We start from the raw sequence: 18,172 nt of genomic DNA, 5'->3' as shown, positions 1-18,172 counted from the left end.
GAAATGTTCAGTGGTTTGACCGGGCGCTTCACATGGGGAAAACGATAATGATAAAAATACCGCACTGCGGCAGAATCTGGAGACGCCTCTCCAGAGCATGACGGCCCGGCTCGCAGCCGGCACGCCGCGCGCGAGCAGGATTTCACGATTGACGCTCACGAATCACCGGTAAGGCAGGTAATGACAGCATCGAAAAATTCGTCGACGTCCGCTCATGCGGGCACTTCCGCGGGCAGTACCGGGTTCGATCCGGCCGCTCAGCCGATGCAGCAGATGTTCGAGTCGTGGTTGAACGCGTGGCGTAGTTTTGCCGATCCGGCGCGCGCCGCGACGGCATCGGCCTCCGTCAACCCGTTCGCGACATTCCAGTTCCCGACGTCGTTTCCGTTCCAGATGCCGTCGATGCCCGATCTCGGCGCGATGGCGTCGCCGTTCGCGGGCCTGAAACTGCCGGTTGCCGCGATTCCGCCCGAACGGCTCCAGGCCTTGCAGGCCGACTACGCGCGCGACTGCATGACGTTGATGCAGCAGGCGGCCGCCGCGAAGCTCGAGTCGCCGGAGTTGAAAGACCGCCGCTTCAGCGGCGACGCGTGGAAGGCATCGCCCGCGCATGCGTTCGCGGCCGCGTGGTATCTGCTCAACGCGCGCTATCTGCAGGAGCTGGCCGACGCGCTTCAGACCGATCCGAAGACGCGCGAGCGCATCCGCTTCACGGTTCAGCAATGGACGGCCGCCGCCGCGCCGAGCAACTTCCTCGCACTCAATCCCGACGCCCAGAAATCGATCCTCGAAACGCATGGCGAAAGCCTGCGGCAGGGGATGATGAACCTGCTCGGCGACCTGCAGCGCGGCAAGATTTCGCAGACCGACGAATCGCAGTTCGTGGTCGGCAAGAACCTCGGGTGCACCGAGGGCGCGGTCGTGTACGAGAACGACCTGATCCAGCTGATCCAGTACACGCCGAAGACGGACAAGGTGTTCGAGCGGCCGCTGCTGATCGTCCCGCCGTGCATCAACAAGTTCTACATCCTCGACCTGCAACCCGAGAATTCGCTCGTCGCGCACGCGCTGTCGAACGGTCATCAGGTATTCCTCGTGTCGTGGCGCAATGCGGATGCATCGGTCGCGCACAAGACGTGGGACGACTACATGAACGAAGGGCTGCTCGCGGCGATCGACGCCGTGCAGCAGATCAGCGGCCGCGAGCAGATCAACACGCTCGGCTTCTGCGTCGGCGGCACGATGCTCGCGACCGCGCTCGCGGTGCTCGCCGCGCGCGGCGAACATCCGGCCGCGTCGATGACGCTGCTCACCGCGATGCTCGACTTCACCGATACGGGCATCCTCGACGTGTTCGTCGACGAGGCGCATGTGCAGATGCGCGAGCAGACCATCGGCGGCAAGAACGGTACGCAACCGGGGCTGATGCGCGGCGTCGAGTTCGCAAATACGTTCTCGTTCCTGCGGCCGAACGATCTCGTGTGGAACTACGTCGTCGACAACTATCTGAAGGGCCGCACGCCCGCGCCGTTCGACCTGCTGTACTGGAACAGCGATTCGACGAGCCTGCCGGGGCCGATGTACGCGTGGTACCTGCGCCATACCTATCTCGAAAACAAGCTGCGCGAGCCGGGTGCGCTGACCGTATGCGGCGAACCGGTCGACCTGTCGCTGATCGACGTGCCGACCTTCATCTACGGTTCGCGCGAGGATCACATCGTGCCGTGGCAGACGGCCTACGCATCGACGTCGATCCTGTCGGGCCCGCTGAAGTTCGTGCTCGGCGCGTCGGGGCACATCGCGGGCGTGATCAACCCGCCGGCGAAGAAGAAGCGCAGCTACTGGATCAACGACGACTTGCCCGAATCCGCGGACGACTGGTTCGCCGCGGCGACCGAGCAGCCCGGAAGCTGGTGGACGACATGGGTCGAGTGGCTCGACGCGTACGGCGGCCGCAAGGTCGCGCCGCCGGCCCAGCCGGGTTCCGCACAATTCCCGGCGATCGAGCCGGCGCCCGGGCGCTACGTGTTGCAGCGCGATTGACGAAAGCCGGACAGCGGCGCACGCTGTCCGGCGCACCACAGTTTTTTTAACGGGGCCGGTAACGACGCGCCGTGTCGTGCGGGCCTGGAGGAAAGGGAAATGACGGATGTAGTGATCGTATCGGCCGCGCGGACCGCGGTCGGCAAATTCGGCGGCTCGCTGGCGAAGATTGCGGCGCCGGAATTGGGCGCGACGGTGATCCGCGCAGTGCTGGAGCGTGCGGGCGTGAAGCCCGAGCAGGTCAGCGAAGTGATCATGGGCCAGGTGCTGACGGCCGGCTCCGGGCAGAACCCGGCGCGGCAGTCGCTGATCAAGGCGGGGCTGCCGAGCGCCGTGCCGGGGATGACGATCAACAAGGTGTGCGGCTCGGGCCTGAAGGCCGTGATGCTGGCGGCGAACGCGATCGTCGCGGGCGACGCGGACATCGTGGTCGCGGGCGGCCAGGAGAACATGAGCGCGGCGCCGCACGTGCTGCCGGGCTCGCGCGACGGGTTCCGGATGGGCGACGCGAAGCTGGTCGACACGATGATCGTCGACGGGCTGTGGGACGTGTACAACCAGTACCACATGGGCATCACGGCGGAGAACGTCGCGAAGGAATACGGGATCACGCGCGAAGCGCAGGACGCGTTCGCGGCGCTGTCGCAGAACAAGGCGGAAGCCGCGCAGAAGGCCGGTCGCTTCGACGACGAGATCGTGCCGGTGTCGATTCCGCAACGCAAGGGCGAGCCGCTGCAGTTCGCGACCGACGAGTTCGTGCGTCACGGCGTGACGGCGGAGTCGCTGGCCGGGCTGAAGCCGGCGTTCTCGAAGGACGGCACGGTGACGGCGGCGAACGCGTCGGGGCTGAACGACGGCGCGGCGGCGGTGCTGGTGATGTCGGCGCAGAAGGCGGCGGCGCTGGGCCTGACGCCGCTCGCGCGGATCAAGGCGTACGCGAACGCGGGCGTGGATCCGAGCGTGATGGGCATGGGCCCGGTGCCGGCGTCGCGCCGTGCGCTGGAGCGCGCGGGCTGGACGCCGGGCGACCTGGACCTGATGGAGATCAACGAAGCGTTCGCGGCGCAGGCGCTGGCGGTGCACAAGCAGATGGGCTGGGACACGTCGAAGGTGAACGTGAACGGCGGCGCGATCGCGATCGGCCACCCGATCGGTGCGTCGGGCTGCCGGATCCTGGTGACGCTGCTGCACGAGATGGTCAAGCGCGATGCGAAGCGCGGGCTGGCGTCGCTGTGCATCGGCGGCGGGATGGGCGTTGCGCTCGCGGTCGAGCGTCCGTGATCGGTCGTTCGTAACCGGCCGTTCGCCATCGGCGAACCGGATCCGTGCGCCGGCTGATTGCAGCTTCGGCCGGCGTCACGTGAAGTCAGAGGGGGCCTCCGGCAGCTCTCGAAACCAAAAAATGGAGTGAGATTTATGTCTCAGCGAATTGCGTACGTAACGGGCGGGATGGGCGGCATCGGCACCAGCATCTGCCAGCGCCTGTCGAAAGACGGCTTCAAGGTGGTCGCAGGGTGTGGCCCGAACTCGCCGCGCCGGGTGAAATGGCTCGAGGACCAGAAGGCGCTCGGGTACGACTTCATCGCGTCGGAAGGCAACGTCGGCGACTGGGACTCGACCAAGGAAGCGTTCGACAAGGTCAAGGCGGAAGTCGGCGAGATCGACGTGCTGGTCAACAACGCGGGCATCACGCGCGACGTCGTGTTCCGCAAGATGACGCATGAAGACTGGACGGCCGTGATCGACACCAACCTGACGAGCCTGTTCAACGTGACGAAGCAGGTGATCGACGGGATGGTCGAACGTGGCTGGGGCCGTATCATCAACATTTCGTCGGTGAACGGCCAGAAAGGGCAATTCGGCCAGACCAACTACTCGACCGCGAAGGCCGGCATTCACGGCTTCACGATGGCGCTCGCACAGGAAGTCGCGACGAAGGGCGTGACGGTCAATACCGTGTCGCCCGGCTACATCGGCACCGACATGGTAAAGGCGATCCGTCCGGACGTGCTCGAGAAGATCGTCGCGACGATTCCGGTGCGGCGTCTCGGCGCGCCCGAGGAAATCGGCTCGATCGTCGCGTGGCTCGCATCGAACGATTCGGGTTTCGCGACGGGCGCCGATTTCTCGCTGAACGGCGGCCTGCACATGGGCTGAGCGTCCGGGCTGCGCGGGCAGGATGGCTGCGCAGCCGGGCGTTTTCCGAAGGCCCCCGCCTCCCGGATTCGGGCGGCGGGGATTCGTCACTTGCGCTACGCTGCACTCAAAGGCGTTACATGACTACTACAAAGAAGACGGCCGAACGGCTCATCAAGAAGTACCCGAACCGCCGGCTCTACGATACCGAGACAAGCACGTACATTACGCTCACGGACGTGAAGCAGCTCGTGCTCGAGCAGGAGGATTTCAAGGTCGTCGACGCGAAATCCAACGAAGACCTGACGCGCAGCATCCTCCTGCAGATCATCCTCGAGGAGGAGAGCGGTGGCGTACCGATGTTCTCGTCGTCGATGCTGTCGCAGATCATCCGTTTCTACGGTCATGCGATGCAGGGCATGATGGGCACGTACCTGGAAAAGAACATCCAGGCATTCATCGACATCCAGAACAAGCTCGCGGATCAATCGAAGAACCTCTACGAAGGTAACGCGATGAATCCGGAAGTCTGGTCGCAGTTCATGAACATGCAGGCGCCGATGATGCAAGGGATGATGACGAGCTACATCGAGCAGTCGAAGAACATGTTCGTGCAGATGCAGGAGCAGATGCAGAACCAGGCGAAGTCGATGTTCAGCACGTTTCCGTTCAAGCAGCCCGGCGCATCGGAGCCCGAAAAGAAGTAACGGCATCGCGGCAAGCCGGCCCGGGGCGGCGCGAGCCGTCGGGCGTCGGCGCCGCGAAGCGGGGCGGCCGGTCGCTGTCGTGCATTCGGGTACGGCGATGCGCGGTTGCCGCTTGCCGGAAGAGAGCGCCGACGGTCGTCCAGGATCGTCGGCACCGAATGCCCGTGCCCGGCAGGCGCGGACATCGTCGTCGTCCAGTCGATCGAGATCCCGTCCATACGAACGAAAGCCGGGTCGCACCGTGCCCGCGCGAACGCTTGCCTGGCGTACCATAAGCGGCCGCTGCACAGCGATGCGCGAAATGCGCTAGCGGTTCCCGCGCATGGCGAGAGGCCCGATGCCGCATCATGCGGGCGGCCGAGAAAAACAAACCGACTGAGAGAGAGCATGCGAGGGATTCGAACGGCATCGACCGGCAGGCTGGCCGGTCTTGCTGCGATGTTCATGATGGGTGTCGGCCTGGCCGTGCCGGGCTTTGCGATGGATTGCGCGAAAGCCGCCCAGCCGATCGAGAAGCGCATTTGCGCGAGCCCCGCGTTGCGCGCGGCCGATGCGCGGATGAATGCGGCCTATGCGGGCGCGCTACAGGCCGCGCCGGACACCGCCGTCCGCGACATGCTGGTGCGCAGCCAGCGCCGCTGGCTCGACGCGCGCAACAAACGACTCGATACCGATTACGACGGCCATCGACTGGCAGCCGACGAAGTGCGCAAGGCCTTCGATCGGCGCACCGCCGTGCTGGCCGACCGGTCGGGTGAAGGGCTGATCGCGCGCGCACTGGCCGAGCGGCAGTGGCTCGCGAAATACAGCGGCGGCCCGCTGGCCGGCTTCGATGCCAATTGCGATTTCATCCCCGACGATGCGAGCGGCGCGCATGTTTCCTATGCGTGTTTCGGCGCGATTCATGTGCAACATCATGCGCGGGTGTGCAGTCAGAGCGAGGACTGGGCGACCGGTGCGGTCTATCAGTACCGCCTGGTGAGCGCGGCCGACGGCGGGAAGGTGCATCCGGTGGCGTTCTGCGAAGCGCAGGGCACGCATGCATGCGACAGCGGCAGCGCGCAGGCGGGGTGGGTGCGGGCCGCGGCGTCCGGTGGCGAGAACCGTACGCCGGCGCCGGTGGCCGGCCTGCCGCAGCTCGACGCCGAATTGTGGCCGCTCGGGGAGGGCGGCGATGCCGCGTGGTTCGATCGGTGTCTGAAGGCGCCGGTGTTTCCGGATGCGCACTGACGCGCGGCGTTCCGAGTTCGAGCACGGCCCGCCAAGCGAATCGACGGGCTGGGTGCTGCGGCGCCGTGGACCGGCGCGCAGGGTCATCGGTACGGATGACCGCGGCGCGTTCCGTCGTTGCTCAGTGTGCCGAACCGAAATCCTGATCGTCGTCCGACGGAGGAAGGTCGAGCACGAGCTTGACGGCACTGTAGTTCGCTTTGAGCGAAAACACGCGACCGATCACGAGAAACGTCTGGCGCGAGTTATCGAGTTCGACGAAATCGCCCGGTTGCGGCACGTGCGCGCCTTGATCGTAGGAAAAGCTGGTGCTGGTCTGCTCGCCGATGGCTTCTGCGGCGTGCTCGGTGAATTCGATCGTGATGTGGGTGGTCATGCGGGCCCCGTTGGGTCGATTGGAGAGAGCGGATGCCGCATTTTCGCATAGCGGCTGCTCTAATTCGGGGCGATTCTTGCTCGAAGGGGCGGGGCAGTGGCGTCGGTTCTCGGGTGCGCGGGCGTTTCTTTCCCGGCAGCGCGATCGGGTGTTCGGGATCCGAGCGAGTCGCGCTTGAGCCCGCAGTGGCTCGACTCGGCTCGATCCGTCGAGCCCTTCGGCAACCCGCGCGGAGTCGGTTGACGCCGACTGACCCGGTCGCGCGCAGGAGCACGCGGGAACACGTTACGCGCTCCCAGTCCGACGTAATAGGTTCGTATCCCTTGAGTGCCCAAAGGATGGTGAATCTATAGCGTTCTTGATGTATCAACAATGTTGACACGTGCGCAGGGAACGACTATTCTGAGTGCGTATCGACATTGTTGATACATAACACTGATGGTATTGCACGCGAGGGGGCGGAAAGCAGTTCGGATGCCGCAAGAGTGGCACGAAAACCTTCTCCGCCTCTGACCCTTTGAGGGGATGGATGTATGGCTATTCAAACGCTCAAGCGTTGGGGGAATAGCCTTGCGGTGCGTATCCCGGCAAACGTCGCGCAAGAGGTGGCGTTCGCCGAGGGGCAAGAAGTGGATATTCGTGTGGTCGATGGCAAGGTGGAGATTCGTCCCCACAGTGCAATCAAGCGCTTTTCTCGCGAACGCTATTTGCAGCAGCTTCGCGAGGCGAAGCTCGAGCCGCATCCGATCATCGACTTCGGCGAACCGCAGGGCAGTGAGTTCGGGGGACCGGACGAGCAGGCCTGACGCGGAACCAGAAGGACGGGAACAAGATGCACAACGGAGTTCCGGAAGCAGGGGATGTCGTTAGGCTGTATATCGGGCCGAGCAAGGGCAACGAGCAGGACGGGTATCGTGCCGTGGTCGTCATCACGCCGGTCGATATCAATGAGTTGACGGGGAGGTTTGTCGGCTTGCCGATCACCTCGACTGTACGGGGATGGGAATCGGAGGTTCCGATTTCGAGTCTCGCACGGCCTGGCGTTGCGCTCGTCGATCAGATCGTGAATCTGTCGTTCAAAGCACGCGAGTTTCAGTTCGAGGGCGAGCGAGCAACTGACGAAGAAATGGAAGCGATCAGATACGCGGTTCGAACGTTTCTCGACCTGTAGCACTACAACGGCGCCACGAGGCGCCGTTTTTATTTGCCCCTCGTGCTGGGCGGCTGCGTCAGGACGCGAAGGTGACCGTCGCCGATCAGGAAATTGCGAGACGAACGGGTTGCGACGTCCCGTACCGCGCGCATCACGCTCGGGCTGGCCCCGATGATCTTGCCATTCTGATCGATGACGGCGAGGGTTGCGGGATTTCCGTCCGGCGTCACGATGCTGAGCCCTTGAGAGCTGACGGCGCTGATCGTGCTCGCGATCGCTGCTGCAATCTGCGTGTCGGCCGTCGGGCTTTCTTGTTTCGATTGTTTCTTCGTCATTCCGACGTCCCTCCCACTCGTTTAAATTCGACGACCCATACCCACGGGTTCGTGTCCCAGTCATAGCCATGCGCGGCGTTGAGGCCGTTCCAGAGATCGTGTGATAGGGACGCATCAAGCCCCATCTGGTTGTCGGCCGCCCACCGGGCAGCGTACCCGAGCTGTCGATCAACGCTACCGCCGGTCGCTCATTTTGGCTCGCCGCCCCTAAATCGCTGTAAACTCACGCTTTTGCCGCCACGCCCCCACATTCCAGATGTCCCAATCCCCCAAAGTAGGGTTCGTATCCCTCGGGTGCCCGAAAGCGCTCGTCGATTCCGAACAAATCATCACGCAACTGCGCGCCGAAGGTTATGAAATCTCCGGCACCTACGACGGCGCCGACCTCGTCGTCGTGAACACCTGCGGCTTCATCGACGAAGCCGTGCAGGAAAGCCTCGACGCGATCGGCGAAGCGCTGACCGAGAACGGCAAGGTGATCGTCACCGGCTGCCTCGGCGCGAAGTCGAGCGCCAGCGGCTCGAACCTGATCGAGGAAGTCCACCCGAAGGTGCTCGCCGTCACCGGCCCGCACGCGGTGGGCGAAGTGATGCAGGCCGTGCATTCGCACCTGCCGAAGCCGCACGACCCGTTCGTCGATCTCGTACCCGCGGCCGGCATCAAGCTCACGCCGCGTCACTATGCATACCTGAAGATCTCCGAAGGCTGCAACCACCGTTGCACGTTCTGCATCATCCCGTCGATGCGCGGCGACCTCGTGTCGCGCCCGGTCGCCGAAGTGATGCTGGAAGCCGAGAACCTGTTCAAGTCGGGCGTGAAGGAACTGCTCGTGATCTCGCAGGACACGAGCGCTTACGGCGTCGACGTGAAGTACCGCACGGGCTTCTGGAACGGCAAGCCGATCAAGACGCGCATGACCGACCTGGTCGCCGCGCTCGGCGAACTCGCCGCGCAGTACGGCGCGTGGGTGCGCCTGCACTACGTATATCCGTATCCGAGCGTCGACGAAGTGATTCCGCTGATGGCCGAAGGTCCGTTCAAGGGCCACGTGCTGCCGTATCTCGACGTGCCGTTCCAGCACGCGCACCCGGAAGTGCTGAAGCGCATGAAGCGTCCGGCGAACGCCGAGAAGGTGCTCGAGCGCGTGCAGAAGTGGCGCGAGATCTGCCCGGACCTGACGATCCGCAGCACGTTCATCGCGGGCTTCCCCGGCGAGACGGAAGAGCAGTTCGAAACGCTGCTCGACTTCGTGCGCGAAGCGGAACTCGATCGCGTCGGCTGTTTCGCGTATTCGCCGGTCGAAGGCGCGACCGCGAACGACCTGGACGGCGCGTTGCCGGACGAGGTCCGGGAGGAGCGTCGCGCGCGCTTCATGGAAGTGGCCGAGGAAGTATCGGCGAACCGCATGCAGCGCAAGGTCGGCAAGACGCTCAAGGTGCTGATCGACGAAGTCGGCGAAGAAGGCGGCATCGGCCGTACGGCGGCCGATGCGCCGGAAATCGACGGCGTCGTCTATGTCGAGCCGGCGGCGAAGGCATCGAAGCGCTACAAGGTCGGCGATTTCGTGTCCGTGAAGATCACGGGCGCCGACGGCCACGATCTGTGGGGCGAGGTGTAAGCGATGGCCGCTGCGTTTCCGGAGATCCTCGCGCTCGGCGAGGCGATGATCGAATTCAACCAGTCGCAGCCGGGGCGTCCCGAATTCCTGCAGGGCTTCGGCGGCGACACGTCGAACTTCTGCATCGCGGCGGCGCGCCAGGGCGCGTCGACGGGCTTCGTGTCGGCGATCGGCGACGATCCGTTCGGCCGGCTGCTGGCCGACATGTGGGCGGCGGAGCAGGTCGACACGACGTACGTGCGCATCGACCGCACGGCGCCGACCGGCGTGTATTTCGTCACGCACGGCATCGACGGCCATCAGTTCGACTATCTGCGCGCGGGGTCGGCTGCGAGCCGCTATGCGACGGGCGACCTGCCGCTCGACGCGCTCGCGGCCGCGAAGGCCGTGCACTTGTCGGGCATCAGTCTTGCGATCGGCACGGCCCCGTGCGATGCGGCATTCGCGGCGATCGACCATGCGCGTCGCCACGGCGCGAAGGTCAGCTTCGACACGAACCTGCGCCTGAAGCTGTGGCCGCTGCCGCGTGCCCGTGCGGTGATGCGCGAGGCGCTGCGCCAGACGGACATCTGTCTGCCGAGCTGGGACGACGTGACGGCGCTCACGGGCGCGAACGATCGCGACGCGATCGTCGACGCGATGCTCGAGCACGGGCCGCAGGTCGTCGCGCTGAAGCTCGGCAAGGAAGGCGCGTATGTCGCGACGCCGCATGAGCGGCGCGTCGTGCCGGGCTTCGCGGTCGAGGCCGTCGACGCGACCGGCGCGGGCGACTGCTTCGGCGGCGCGTTCGTCGCGCGGATCGTCGCGGGCGACGATCCGTTCGCGGCCGCGCGTTATGCGAACGCGGCGGCGGCGCTGTCGACGACCGGCTACGGCGCGGTCGCGCCGATTCCGCACCGCGCTGCGGTGGAAAGCCTGATGCAGGGCTGACGCGAAACGCGCACGCCGACGCAGTCGCGGCGCAGGCTGGCGCGGCGACGCAAGAGCCGGGTTTCGACCCGGCACGGTCCCGCGATCGACGGGCGAATCTGAAGCAAGGAGCAACACGAGGTGGGTCGATATTCGGAATGGCAACGGGCGCTCGTCGTCGCGGGTGCGCTGGCAGCGGGCATCGCGATGCCGGCGGCGGTCGAAGCGCAGGCGGTTGCACCCGGCGTGCAGCAGGATGAACCGGCGCCGGCGCGGCCGCTGAAGCCGAATCCCGAGTTCGCCCGCCTGCCGCGCTACGAAGGCACGCTCGGCGACCGGCCGATCGTCGTGCATCTCGGCCCCAAGACGGACGAGGAAGGCGTGCACGGCGAATACCAGTTCGCCGACACGGGCGAGGTCGTGCTGCTCGCGGGCGACCGCGACGGCGATACGCTCGAGATCGAGGAGTCGAACGACGGCACGAACATCACCGGCGTGTGGATCGGCCGTTTCGACGCGGCGGGCGACCTGAAGGCGGACCGGATGAATTCGGACGAATCGGATCCGCAGCCGGTCGTGCTGCGTTTGGCGCCGGGCAAGCGCGCGGCGCTGCAGGTGCGCGACGGCCGCGTGCGCGAAATCGAGACGGTGGGCGGCGTCGTCAACCTGCGAACCGACGACTGAACGGGCGCTGGCTCGGCGTGCGCGGCGCGCACTGTACCGGGCCAAGTGCGCCGATTTTGGCTACTCTAGCGACATATTCCGCAACCGAACGGCCTCGTGCCCGGCCTCCAGTCATGACCGCATCCACTCCCAAGCGCGCGCTGCAAACCCGCATCGTTCAACCCGACGACGCCATTCCGGAAGGCTTCCGTTCGTTCGTGCCGCCGGTCGCGCGCGCGTCGACGGTCGTGTTCCCCGATCTCGCGACGATGCGCGCGCTGGTCTGGCACGACGACAACCAGTGGCGCTACGGGCTGCACGCGACGCCGACGTCGCTCGCGCTCGCGCAGCGGCTGGCCGAGATCGAGGGCGGCACGCACGCGCTGCTGCAGCCGTCGGGTCTCGCGGCGATCATGAACGTCTACTTCGGGATCGTGAAAGCGGGCGACGACGTGCTGATTCCGCACAACGTGTACGGCCCGAACGCCGATTTCGGCAAGTGGCTGGCGAACGATTTCGGCATCACCGCGCGTTTTTACGATCCGTTGATCGGCGCCGGCATCGCGGCGCTGATCCAGCCGAACACGCGGCTGATCTGGATCGAGGCGCCCGGCTCGGTGACGATGGAAGTGCCCGACGTGCAGGCGATCACGGCGGCCGCGAAGGCGCGCGGCATCGTCACCGCGATCGACAACACCTTTTCCGCGGGCCTCGCGTTCAAGCCGTTCGCGCACGGCGTCGACATCTCGGTGCAGGCGCTGACCAAGTACCAGTCGGGCGGCAGCGACGTGCTGATGGGCGCGACGATCACCGCGAACGCGGAACTGCATGCGAAGCTGAAGCTCGCGCGGATGCGCTGCGGGATCGGCGTGTCGGTCGACGATTGCTCGCTCGTGCTGCGCAGCCTGCCGAGCATGCAGCTGCGCTTCGACGCGCACGGCAAGAGCGCGCTCGCGCTCGCGCAATGGCTGAAGGCGCGGCCGGAGATTGCGGCGGTGCTGCATCCGCAGATCGCCGACTGCCCGGGGCACGCGTCGTTCATGCGCGATTTCACCGGCGCGGGCGGGCTGTTCTCGGTGGTGTTCGACGCACGCTACAGTGCGGAGCAGGTCGACCGTTTCGTCGAGTCGCTCGAGCTGTTCGCGATCGGCTGGAGCTGGGGCGGCGCGTGCAGCCTCGCGATGCCTTACGACGTCGCGTCGATGCGTCCGGACTGGCCGCATCGCGGCACGCTGGTGCGTTTCTACGTCGGTCTGGAAGACGAAGCCGATTTGCGCGCGGACATCGAGCGCGCGATGCAGGCCGCGCTCGGCTGATCGCCGGCCGGCAACGTCCGGCACACAAACGAAACGCCGGCGCGATACCCTGTCGCGCCGGCGTTTTTCATTGACGGTGCGGCTGGATCAGAACAGTCGCAGCAGCCCGTCGAGGCCGACATGGTCGAACGCGACCGTCGCCGCGTCGCGCACGACGGGCTTCGCGTGGAACGCGACCGACAGCCCGGCTTCGGCCATCATCTTCAGATCGTTCGAGCCGTCGCCCATCGCGATCGCGCGGCGCGGCTCGAGGCCGAGCGACGCGCACGTCTCGCGCAGCAGGCGCGCCTTCACGTCGGCGTTGACGATCTCGCCGAGCACCTTGCCGGTGAGCTTGCCGTCGACGATCTCGAGTGTGTTCGCATGCGCGTAGTCGATGCCGAGGCGCGCCTTCAGCCGCTCGGTGAAGAACGTGAAGCCGCCCGACACGAGCAGCGTCTTCATGCCGGCGGCCTTCACGCCGGCCAGCATCGTCTCGGCGCCAGGCGACAGTTGCAGCCGTTCTTCGTACACGCGCTCGAGTGCGTGCGCGTCGAGCCCGGCCAGCAGCGCGACGCGGCGCGTGAGGCTTTCGTTGAAATCGCGGATCTCGCCGCGCATCGACGCTTCGGTGATCTCCGCGACCTGCGTCTTCAGCCCGCAGAAATCGGCGATCTCGTCGATGCATTCGATCGTGATCAGCGTCGAATCCATGTCCATCACCGCGAGCCCGAAATCGCCGAGCGTGAGGCCGGCCTCGACGAACCCGAAGTCGAGCGCATGCGTGCCGCAGTACGCGTCGATGTCGAGGCGCTGCGCCGGGCTCGCGTTTTCGACGCGCAACGCGTGATCGTCGGTCTGCACGATGCGGGTGCCGCGCGAGAGCGCGAGCAGCGGTTTGTGATGGGCGTCCGACAGCGGCGCAAGACTCTGGATGACGAGATTGTGGGTCATGACGAGTGGTTGGAAAGACGAATGAATGACGTGCGCGGCCCACGGGCGGCCGCCTGCGGACGCGGGCCTCGTGCGGCTGCAGGCCATTGCGTCGCGAACGCGCCATTGTAGCCGTTTGGCCGTGCATGGCGGCCGGCGCCGGAGCGAAACCGTGCGCGGTGCGGCGGCGGTCATCAGTTTGCGCGATCCCAGTACGGCGGATCGCCGAAATGCTCGGCCAGGAACGCGATGAACGCGAGGGTTTTCAGCGGCACGTGCGCGCGGCTCGGGTAGACGGCCCAGATCGCGACGTCCTCCGCGAACGGATAGTCGTCGAGCACGGTGACGAGCGCGCCGCTCGCGAGCAGCGGGCCGACGTCCCAGGTCGACTTGATCGCGATGCCGAAGCCGTCGACGAGCGCTTCGCGGATCGCCTCGCCGTTGCTCGCGACGAGCCGGCCGCCGACCCGCACCGTGAGCGGGCCTTGCGGCGTCGCGAACGACCAGTCGCGCTGGTCGCCGAGGATCACGCATTCGTGCTGCGTCAGGTCGGCCGGATGGCGCGGCGTGCCGTGTTCGGCGAGATAGGCGGGCGAGCAGCACAGCACGCGGCGGTTGACGGCGAGCTTGCGGGCGACGAGCGTCGAATCCTTCAGCGCACCGAGGCGGATCGCGACGTCGTAGCCGTCGTCGACCAGATCGACGATCTCGTCGGACAGCCGCAGATCGAGCGACACGGACGGATAGCGGCGCAGGAACGCCGGAATCACCGGCGCGACGTGCTGGCGGCCGAACGACGACGACATCGACACCTTCAGCCGCCCGTACGGCTCGCTGCGACCGCGGCCGACCGACGCGCGGGCGGCGTCGGCGGCCGCGAGCAGCGCGTCGGCGCGCGCCATGAAGATTTCGCCGTCCTGCGTGAGGCTGATGCGGCGCGTGGTGCGATGCAGCAACCGCGCGCCGAGCTGGCGTTCGAGCTGCGCGATGCGTGCGCTCGCGACCGCTGCCGACACGCCGAATTCGCGCCCGGCCGCGCTGACGTTCGCGAGCAGTGCCGCGCGCACGAACAGCGCGACGTCGAGCAGGTCGAGCGGCTTGTCGGGCGCCGAAACAGGAGCGGACGTCATTATTCTGAAATTCCTGAAAATGTTTCAGGAAATATAGCGGTTTTCTCGAATGATCGGGTTGCCTACGATGGCACGCATGGAGGTTGCGCCGCAGCCTGCCGGATTTCCTGAAAGGAGTATCGAGATGAAAGCCGTTGGATTGACCCGTTATCTGCCGATCGACGACCCGCAAGCGTTGCTCGACGTCGAACTGCCGCAGCCCGTGCCGGGCCCGCGGGATGTGCTCGTGAAGGTCGAGGCGATTTCCGTGAACCCGGTCGACACCAAGGTGCGTGCGCCGAAGCCGCAGATCGAGGAGACGCCGCGCGTGCTCGGCTGGGATGCGGCCGGCACGGTCGTCGCGGTCGGCGCCGACGTCACGCTGTTCCGGCCCGGCGACGAAGTGTTCTACGCGGGCAGCATCACGCGGCCCGGCGCGAACAGCGAATTCCACGCGGTCGACGAGCGGATCGCCGCGCTGAAGCCGCGCACGCTCGACTTCGCGGCGGCGGCCGCGCTGCCGCTCACCGCGCTGACCGCATGGGAAGCGCTGTTCGACCGGTTGCGCGTGTCGCCGCAGGGCGCGGACGCGGGCAAGTCGGTGCTGATCATCGGCGGCGCGGGCGGCGTGGGCTCGATTGCAATCCAGCTCGCGAAGACGCTCGGCAAGCTGCACGTGATCGCGACTGCGTCGCGGCCGGCGTCGGCCGACTGGGTGCGCGCGCTGGGCGCGGATGCGGTGGTCGACCATTTCGGCGATCTGCCGGCGCAATTGCGCGAGATCGGCCATCCGAGCGTCGACTACGCGCTGATCTTCAACGATACCGACCATCATTTCCCGGCCGCTGCGGAAGTCATCCGGCCGCAGGGCGGTATTTGCACGATCGTCGAGAACGCGAAGCCGGTGCCGGTCGAATTGCTGAAGGCGAAGAGCGCCGCGTTTCACTGGGAATTCATGTTCACGCGTGCGATGTTCGAGACGCCGGACATGATCGAGCAGCACAAGATCCTGAGCGAGGTGGCGCGGCTCGTCGACGGCGGCACGCTGCGCACGACGCTCGGCGAACAGCTCGGCACGATCAATGCCGAGAACGTGCGGCGCGCGCACCGGATGCTCGAGGGCGGGCGCGCGATCGGCAAGCTCGTGTTGAGCGGGTTCTGAGCCGGCGGTACGCGTAAGGTTGCGGCGCCGCGAACGCAAGCGGGGTAACACCCGATGCGTTTGCGGCGCATTGCATCCCGCTTGGCGGTAGACTGGCAGCGCATCATGCATCGAAAACCGCGCGGCACGCGCGTGCCGCCGCATTACAAGGAGGTCAGCATGAGCCAACGCAGCTTGTCGGTCGCCGCATCGTGGTCGGTCGTGTTCGCGGCGGCGTGCGTCAGCGCGAGCGTATTCGCGGCGCCGCCGGTCAAGGGCAGCCTGAAGGGCGGCGGTACGGGACAGCTCGAATACACCGTCAAGGTCGACTCGAAGACCTTCGGCAATACGCAGGAGACCCGCAAGATCCGCTCGGGCGAGACGGACGATTTCAACTGGAAGTCGGTGCCGCCGAGCGGTGCCGTGGCGATGCCGGACGGCTGCCCGAACGCCGACAACCTGCCGCGCGACGCGAACGGCGCGATGGTGCGGCAGACCCAGGTGCGGCTCGCGCCGTCGGTCGACGCAAAGGGCGTCGCCAACGTGCAGTTGAGCTTCCAGGCGGCCGCGCCGAAGGGCACGCGCAGCGTGACGGCCGGCGGCAAGTCGCTGCAGTGTCCGGACGTCGCGTCGGTGAGCCAGGTGAAGTGGGTGTCGATTCCGACCAACGGCGGGTCGAAGTCCGTGACGATGAGCGACGGCACCAAGGTGACGGTGTCGATCAAGCGTTGAGCGACGCGCGCGGGCCGGCGTTTCGTCCGGTCCGGTGCGCGCGCAACCGGTTCGATAGGCGGAACGAGCCAGCCAGCACGCGAGCAGGTCTGCCGTGCCGCCGTCGCGATGCATCCGTTGCCGGCTTCGCGGCGCGGCGCCGCGACCGTGCAACGGCGACGTGTGACGTGATGCGGATGTCACGTCATGCTCGCGCGCATCCTGTCCGTCCGGTCATGACATTTCGGTGAAACTTCGCATGCGCAGGCTGCCGCCGCGCGTCAGTGCGTGCGCTCTTCGAGCCGGGACGCGAGAAAGCGGTGATCGGCCGAGAACAGCCGGCGATAGGTCATCAGCACCGCGCCGACGGTGCCGAGCGCGGACGCGGCGGCGATCAGGAACATGATCACGATCTGGTAGCGCACGGCCTGTAGCGGCGACTGGCCGGCCAGCACCTGGCCCGTCATCATCCCCGGCAGGCTCACGACGCCGACCACCGCCATCTGGTTCAGCGTCGGCAGCATGCCCGCGCGCACGGCCTGGCGCGCGGCGTCCTGCGCGGCTTCCCAGCGCGTCGCACCCAGCGCGAGCGCGGTTTCGACGCGATCGCGGCGCGCGGTGAGTTCCTCCATCATCCGCTCGACGCCGAGCGAGACGCCCGTCAGCGTATTGCCGAGAATCATCCCGAGGATCGGGATCGCGTATTGCGGCGCGAACCACGGATGGATGCGGATCACGACGAACAGGCCGACCGCCGCGACGAACCAGCTGCTGAACCAGATCGACGCGATGCTGTCGATGCGTTGGCCGCGGTACGTGCGCTTGCCGCGCCCCGCGCCGGCGAAACCGGCGATCAGCGTCATCAACGCGGTGAGCGGCAGCACGACGTACCAGTGCGGATGGCCGAACACCCAGCCGAGCACGTAGCCGATCGCGAGCAACTGCACGACGGTGCGCATCGCCGCGAGCGCGAGCTTGCGGCCGAGGCCGAGCGACAGCGCCGCCGAGATCGCGCCGTTGACGGCGACGAGCGCGGCGGCGATGCCGACGTCGACCAGACTCAGGTCCTGCAGTGCCGGGCTCATCGCGCAATCTCCGTCGGGTTGGCCGCGTGCAATACGCCGGCCTGCATCACGAGCCGTGTCGTGCCGATCCGCGCGGCCTGGGCCGGATCGTGCGAGATCCACATGTATGCGCGTACATCGGGCGCGGCGTCGAACCACGCGCCGACGAGCGCTTCGATCGCGCGTGCCGATTCGGGATCGAGCGCGGAGGTTGGCTCGTCGAGCAGCAGCACGTCGGGATCGAGCTGCAGCACGCGCAGCAGCGCGGCGATCTGCGCCTCGCCGCCGGACAGGTCGCTCGCGCGCTTGTCGAGAAAGTCGGCGCCGCGGCCGGCCTGTGCGGCGAGTGTTTCGGCGCGTGCGCGATCGAACACGACGTCGCGATAGATCGCGAGCGAATACGGATAGCGCAACTGCGATTCGACGGTGCCGTCCATTTGCGCGGGGCGCTGGCGGACATAGGCGACACTGCGCCGGTAGCGCGGAATCGCGCTGCGCCGGATCCGGCTGCCGCGCCACAGGAGGCGGCCGCCGTCGAGCGGATCGAGTAGCGCGAGAGCGCGCAGCAGCACGCTCTTGCCCGACCCGGAGGGGCCGGTGACAGCGATTCGCGACCCCGCGGCGAGGCTGAAATCGGTCGGGGCGAGCAGCGTCTTGCCGCTGCTGGCGTCGCGCCGCGTGATGTGCTGCGCGTCGATGAGGCCGGTGGGGGAGGTCATGTCACAAATGAAAAAAAGCGTTAATGGCGC

Annotated in this window: 19 protein-coding genes; 13 read left to right on the top strand and 6 right to left on the bottom strand. The window is 66.6% G+C overall.

What is annotated here, in order from left to right; all coding sequences use genetic code 11:
• Window positions 1-180 precede the first annotated feature (180 nt).
• The 5 genes from phaC to WS54_RS22270 all read left to right on the top strand — a co-directional run bounded on the left by phaC (window position 181) and on the right by WS54_RS22270 (window position 6,116).
• A complete protein-coding gene (gene phaC / locus WS54_RS22290) occupies window positions 181-2,043 on the top strand; it encodes a class I poly(R)-hydroxyalkanoic acid synthase (RefSeq protein ID WP_059781084.1) in 1,863 nt (620 codons plus the stop codon).
• 99 nt (window positions 2,044-2,142) lie between these two features.
• Window positions 2,143-3,324 (top strand): acetyl-CoA C-acetyltransferase, encoded by a 1,182-nt coding sequence (locus WS54_RS22285; RefSeq protein ID WP_108041942.1) that lies wholly within the window; start codon window positions 2,143-2,145, stop codon window positions 3,322-3,324.
• Window positions 3,325-3,459: 135 nt separating this feature from the next.
• Window positions 3,460-4,200, top strand: a complete 741-nt coding sequence (locus tag WS54_RS22280; protein ID WP_034207422.1) for a 3-ketoacyl-ACP reductase — start codon at window positions 3,460-3,462, stop codon at window positions 4,198-4,200.
• Between the two features lie 119 nt (window positions 4,201-4,319).
• Window positions 4,320-4,886, top strand: a complete 567-nt coding sequence (gene phaR, locus WS54_RS22275; RefSeq protein ID WP_006485265.1) for a polyhydroxyalkanoate synthesis repressor PhaR — start codon at window positions 4,320-4,322, stop codon at window positions 4,884-4,886.
• Window positions 4,887-4,991: 105 nt separating this feature from the next.
• Window positions 4,992-6,116 (top strand): lysozyme inhibitor LprI family protein, encoded by a 1,125-nt coding sequence (locus tag WS54_RS22270; protein WP_236872771.1) that lies wholly within the window; start codon window positions 4,992-4,994, stop codon window positions 6,114-6,116.
• Window positions 6,117-6,237: 121 nt separating this feature from the next.
• Here WS54_RS22270 and WS54_RS22265 read toward each other — a convergent pair whose 3' ends face one another.
• A complete protein-coding gene (locus WS54_RS22265) occupies window positions 6,238-6,492 on the bottom strand; it encodes a hypothetical protein (protein WP_059498821.1) in 255 nt (84 codons plus the stop codon).
• Window positions 6,493-7,025: 533 nt separating this feature from the next.
• Here WS54_RS22265 and WS54_RS22260 point away from each other — a divergent pair.
• Window positions 7,026-7,298 carry an AbrB/MazE/SpoVT family DNA-binding domain-containing protein gene (locus WS54_RS22260; RefSeq protein ID WP_059785958.1) on the top strand — a complete coding sequence of 91 codons (273 nt, stop codon included), beginning with the start codon at window positions 7,026-7,028 and terminating at the stop codon, window positions 7,296-7,298.
• Between the two features lie 26 nt (window positions 7,299-7,324).
• Window positions 7,325-7,663 carry a type II toxin-antitoxin system PemK/MazF family toxin gene (locus WS54_RS22255; protein WP_059785955.1) on the top strand — a complete coding sequence of 113 codons (339 nt, stop codon included), beginning with the start codon at window positions 7,325-7,327 and terminating at the stop codon, window positions 7,661-7,663.
• A gap of 29 nt (window positions 7,664-7,692) precedes the next feature.
• On the opposite strand, the gene WS54_RS22250 is transcribed toward WS54_RS22255, so the two are convergent.
• Window positions 7,693-7,980 carry a hypothetical protein gene (locus WS54_RS22250; RefSeq protein WP_059785952.1) on the bottom strand — a complete coding sequence of 96 codons (288 nt, stop codon included), beginning with the start codon at window positions 7,978-7,980 and terminating at the stop codon, window positions 7,693-7,695.
• 256 nt (window positions 7,981-8,236) lie between these two features.
• On the opposite strand from WS54_RS22250, the gene rimO reads away from it, so the two are divergent.
• The 4 genes from rimO (at window position 8,237) to WS54_RS22230 (ending at window position 12,486) form a co-directional block, all read left to right on the top strand.
• The gene (gene rimO / locus WS54_RS22245; RefSeq protein ID WP_006497181.1) at window positions 8,237-9,598 is read left to right on the top strand and encodes a 30S ribosomal protein S12 methylthiotransferase RimO; all 1,362 of its coding nucleotides are present in this window, start codon (window positions 8,237-8,239) and stop codon (window positions 9,596-9,598) included.
• 3 nt (window positions 9,599-9,601) lie between these two features.
• Entirely contained in the window at window positions 9,602-10,528 is a 927-nt protein-coding gene (locus tag WS54_RS22240; protein ID WP_034207417.1) for a sugar kinase, read from the top strand.
• Window positions 10,529-10,648: 120 nt separating this feature from the next.
• Window positions 10,649-11,191: a hypothetical protein gene (locus tag WS54_RS22235; protein ID WP_059785950.1), complete on the top strand. Its 543-nt coding sequence runs from the start codon at window positions 10,649-10,651 to the stop codon at window positions 11,189-11,191.
• A 113-nt stretch (window positions 11,192-11,304) separates the two neighbouring features.
• Window positions 11,305-12,486, top strand: a complete 1,182-nt coding sequence (locus WS54_RS22230) for a cystathionine beta-lyase (RefSeq protein WP_059785947.1) — start codon at window positions 11,305-11,307, stop codon at window positions 12,484-12,486.
• 87 nt (window positions 12,487-12,573) lie between these two features.
• Here the strand turns inward: WS54_RS22230 and serB are convergent, their stop codons facing one another.
• Both serB and WS54_RS22220 read right to left on the bottom strand, forming a co-directional pair.
• Window positions 12,574-13,419: a phosphoserine phosphatase SerB gene (gene serB, locus WS54_RS22225; RefSeq protein WP_059498826.1), complete on the bottom strand. Its 846-nt coding sequence runs from the start codon at window positions 13,417-13,419 to the stop codon at window positions 12,574-12,576.
• A gap of 173 nt (window positions 13,420-13,592) precedes the next feature.
• The gene (locus WS54_RS22220; RefSeq protein ID WP_059785944.1) at window positions 13,593-14,528 is read right to left on the bottom strand and encodes a LysR family transcriptional regulator; all 936 of its coding nucleotides are present in this window, start codon (window positions 14,526-14,528) and stop codon (window positions 13,593-13,595) included.
• A gap of 124 nt (window positions 14,529-14,652) precedes the next feature.
• Here WS54_RS22220 and WS54_RS22215 point away from each other — a divergent pair, with 124 nt between their 5' ends.
• Together WS54_RS22215 and WS54_RS22210 are read left to right on the top strand one after the other, a co-directional pair.
• Window positions 14,653-15,669 carry a zinc-binding alcohol dehydrogenase family protein gene (locus WS54_RS22215; RefSeq protein WP_059785943.1) on the top strand — a complete coding sequence of 339 codons (1,017 nt, stop codon included), beginning with the start codon at window positions 14,653-14,655 and terminating at the stop codon, window positions 15,667-15,669.
• A 159-nt stretch (window positions 15,670-15,828) separates the two neighbouring features.
• Window positions 15,829-16,380: a DUF6013 family protein gene (locus WS54_RS22210; RefSeq protein WP_034207915.1), complete on the top strand. Its 552-nt coding sequence runs from the start codon at window positions 15,829-15,831 to the stop codon at window positions 16,378-16,380.
• A 260-nt stretch (window positions 16,381-16,640) separates the two neighbouring features.
• Here the strand turns inward: WS54_RS22210 and WS54_RS22205 are convergent, their stop codons facing one another.
• Window positions 16,641-17,444: an ABC transporter permease gene (locus WS54_RS22205; RefSeq protein ID WP_059785938.1), complete on the bottom strand. Its 804-nt coding sequence runs from the start codon at window positions 17,442-17,444 to the stop codon at window positions 16,641-16,643.
• A complete protein-coding gene (locus tag WS54_RS22200; protein ID WP_059785936.1) occupies window positions 17,441-18,142 on the bottom strand; it encodes an ABC transporter ATP-binding protein in 702 nt (233 codons plus the stop codon). Before WS54_RS22200 ends, WS54_RS22205 begins: the two co-directional genes overlap by 4 nt.
• Between the last annotated feature and the right edge of the window lie 30 nt (window positions 18,143-18,172).

The organism is Burkholderia sp. NRF60-BP8 (assembly GCF_001522585.2).
In the GTDB taxonomy this organism is placed as follows: Bacteria; Pseudomonadota; Gammaproteobacteria; order Burkholderiales; family Burkholderiaceae; genus Burkholderia.
This window is presented reverse-complemented; position numbering and strand designations above follow the sequence as displayed.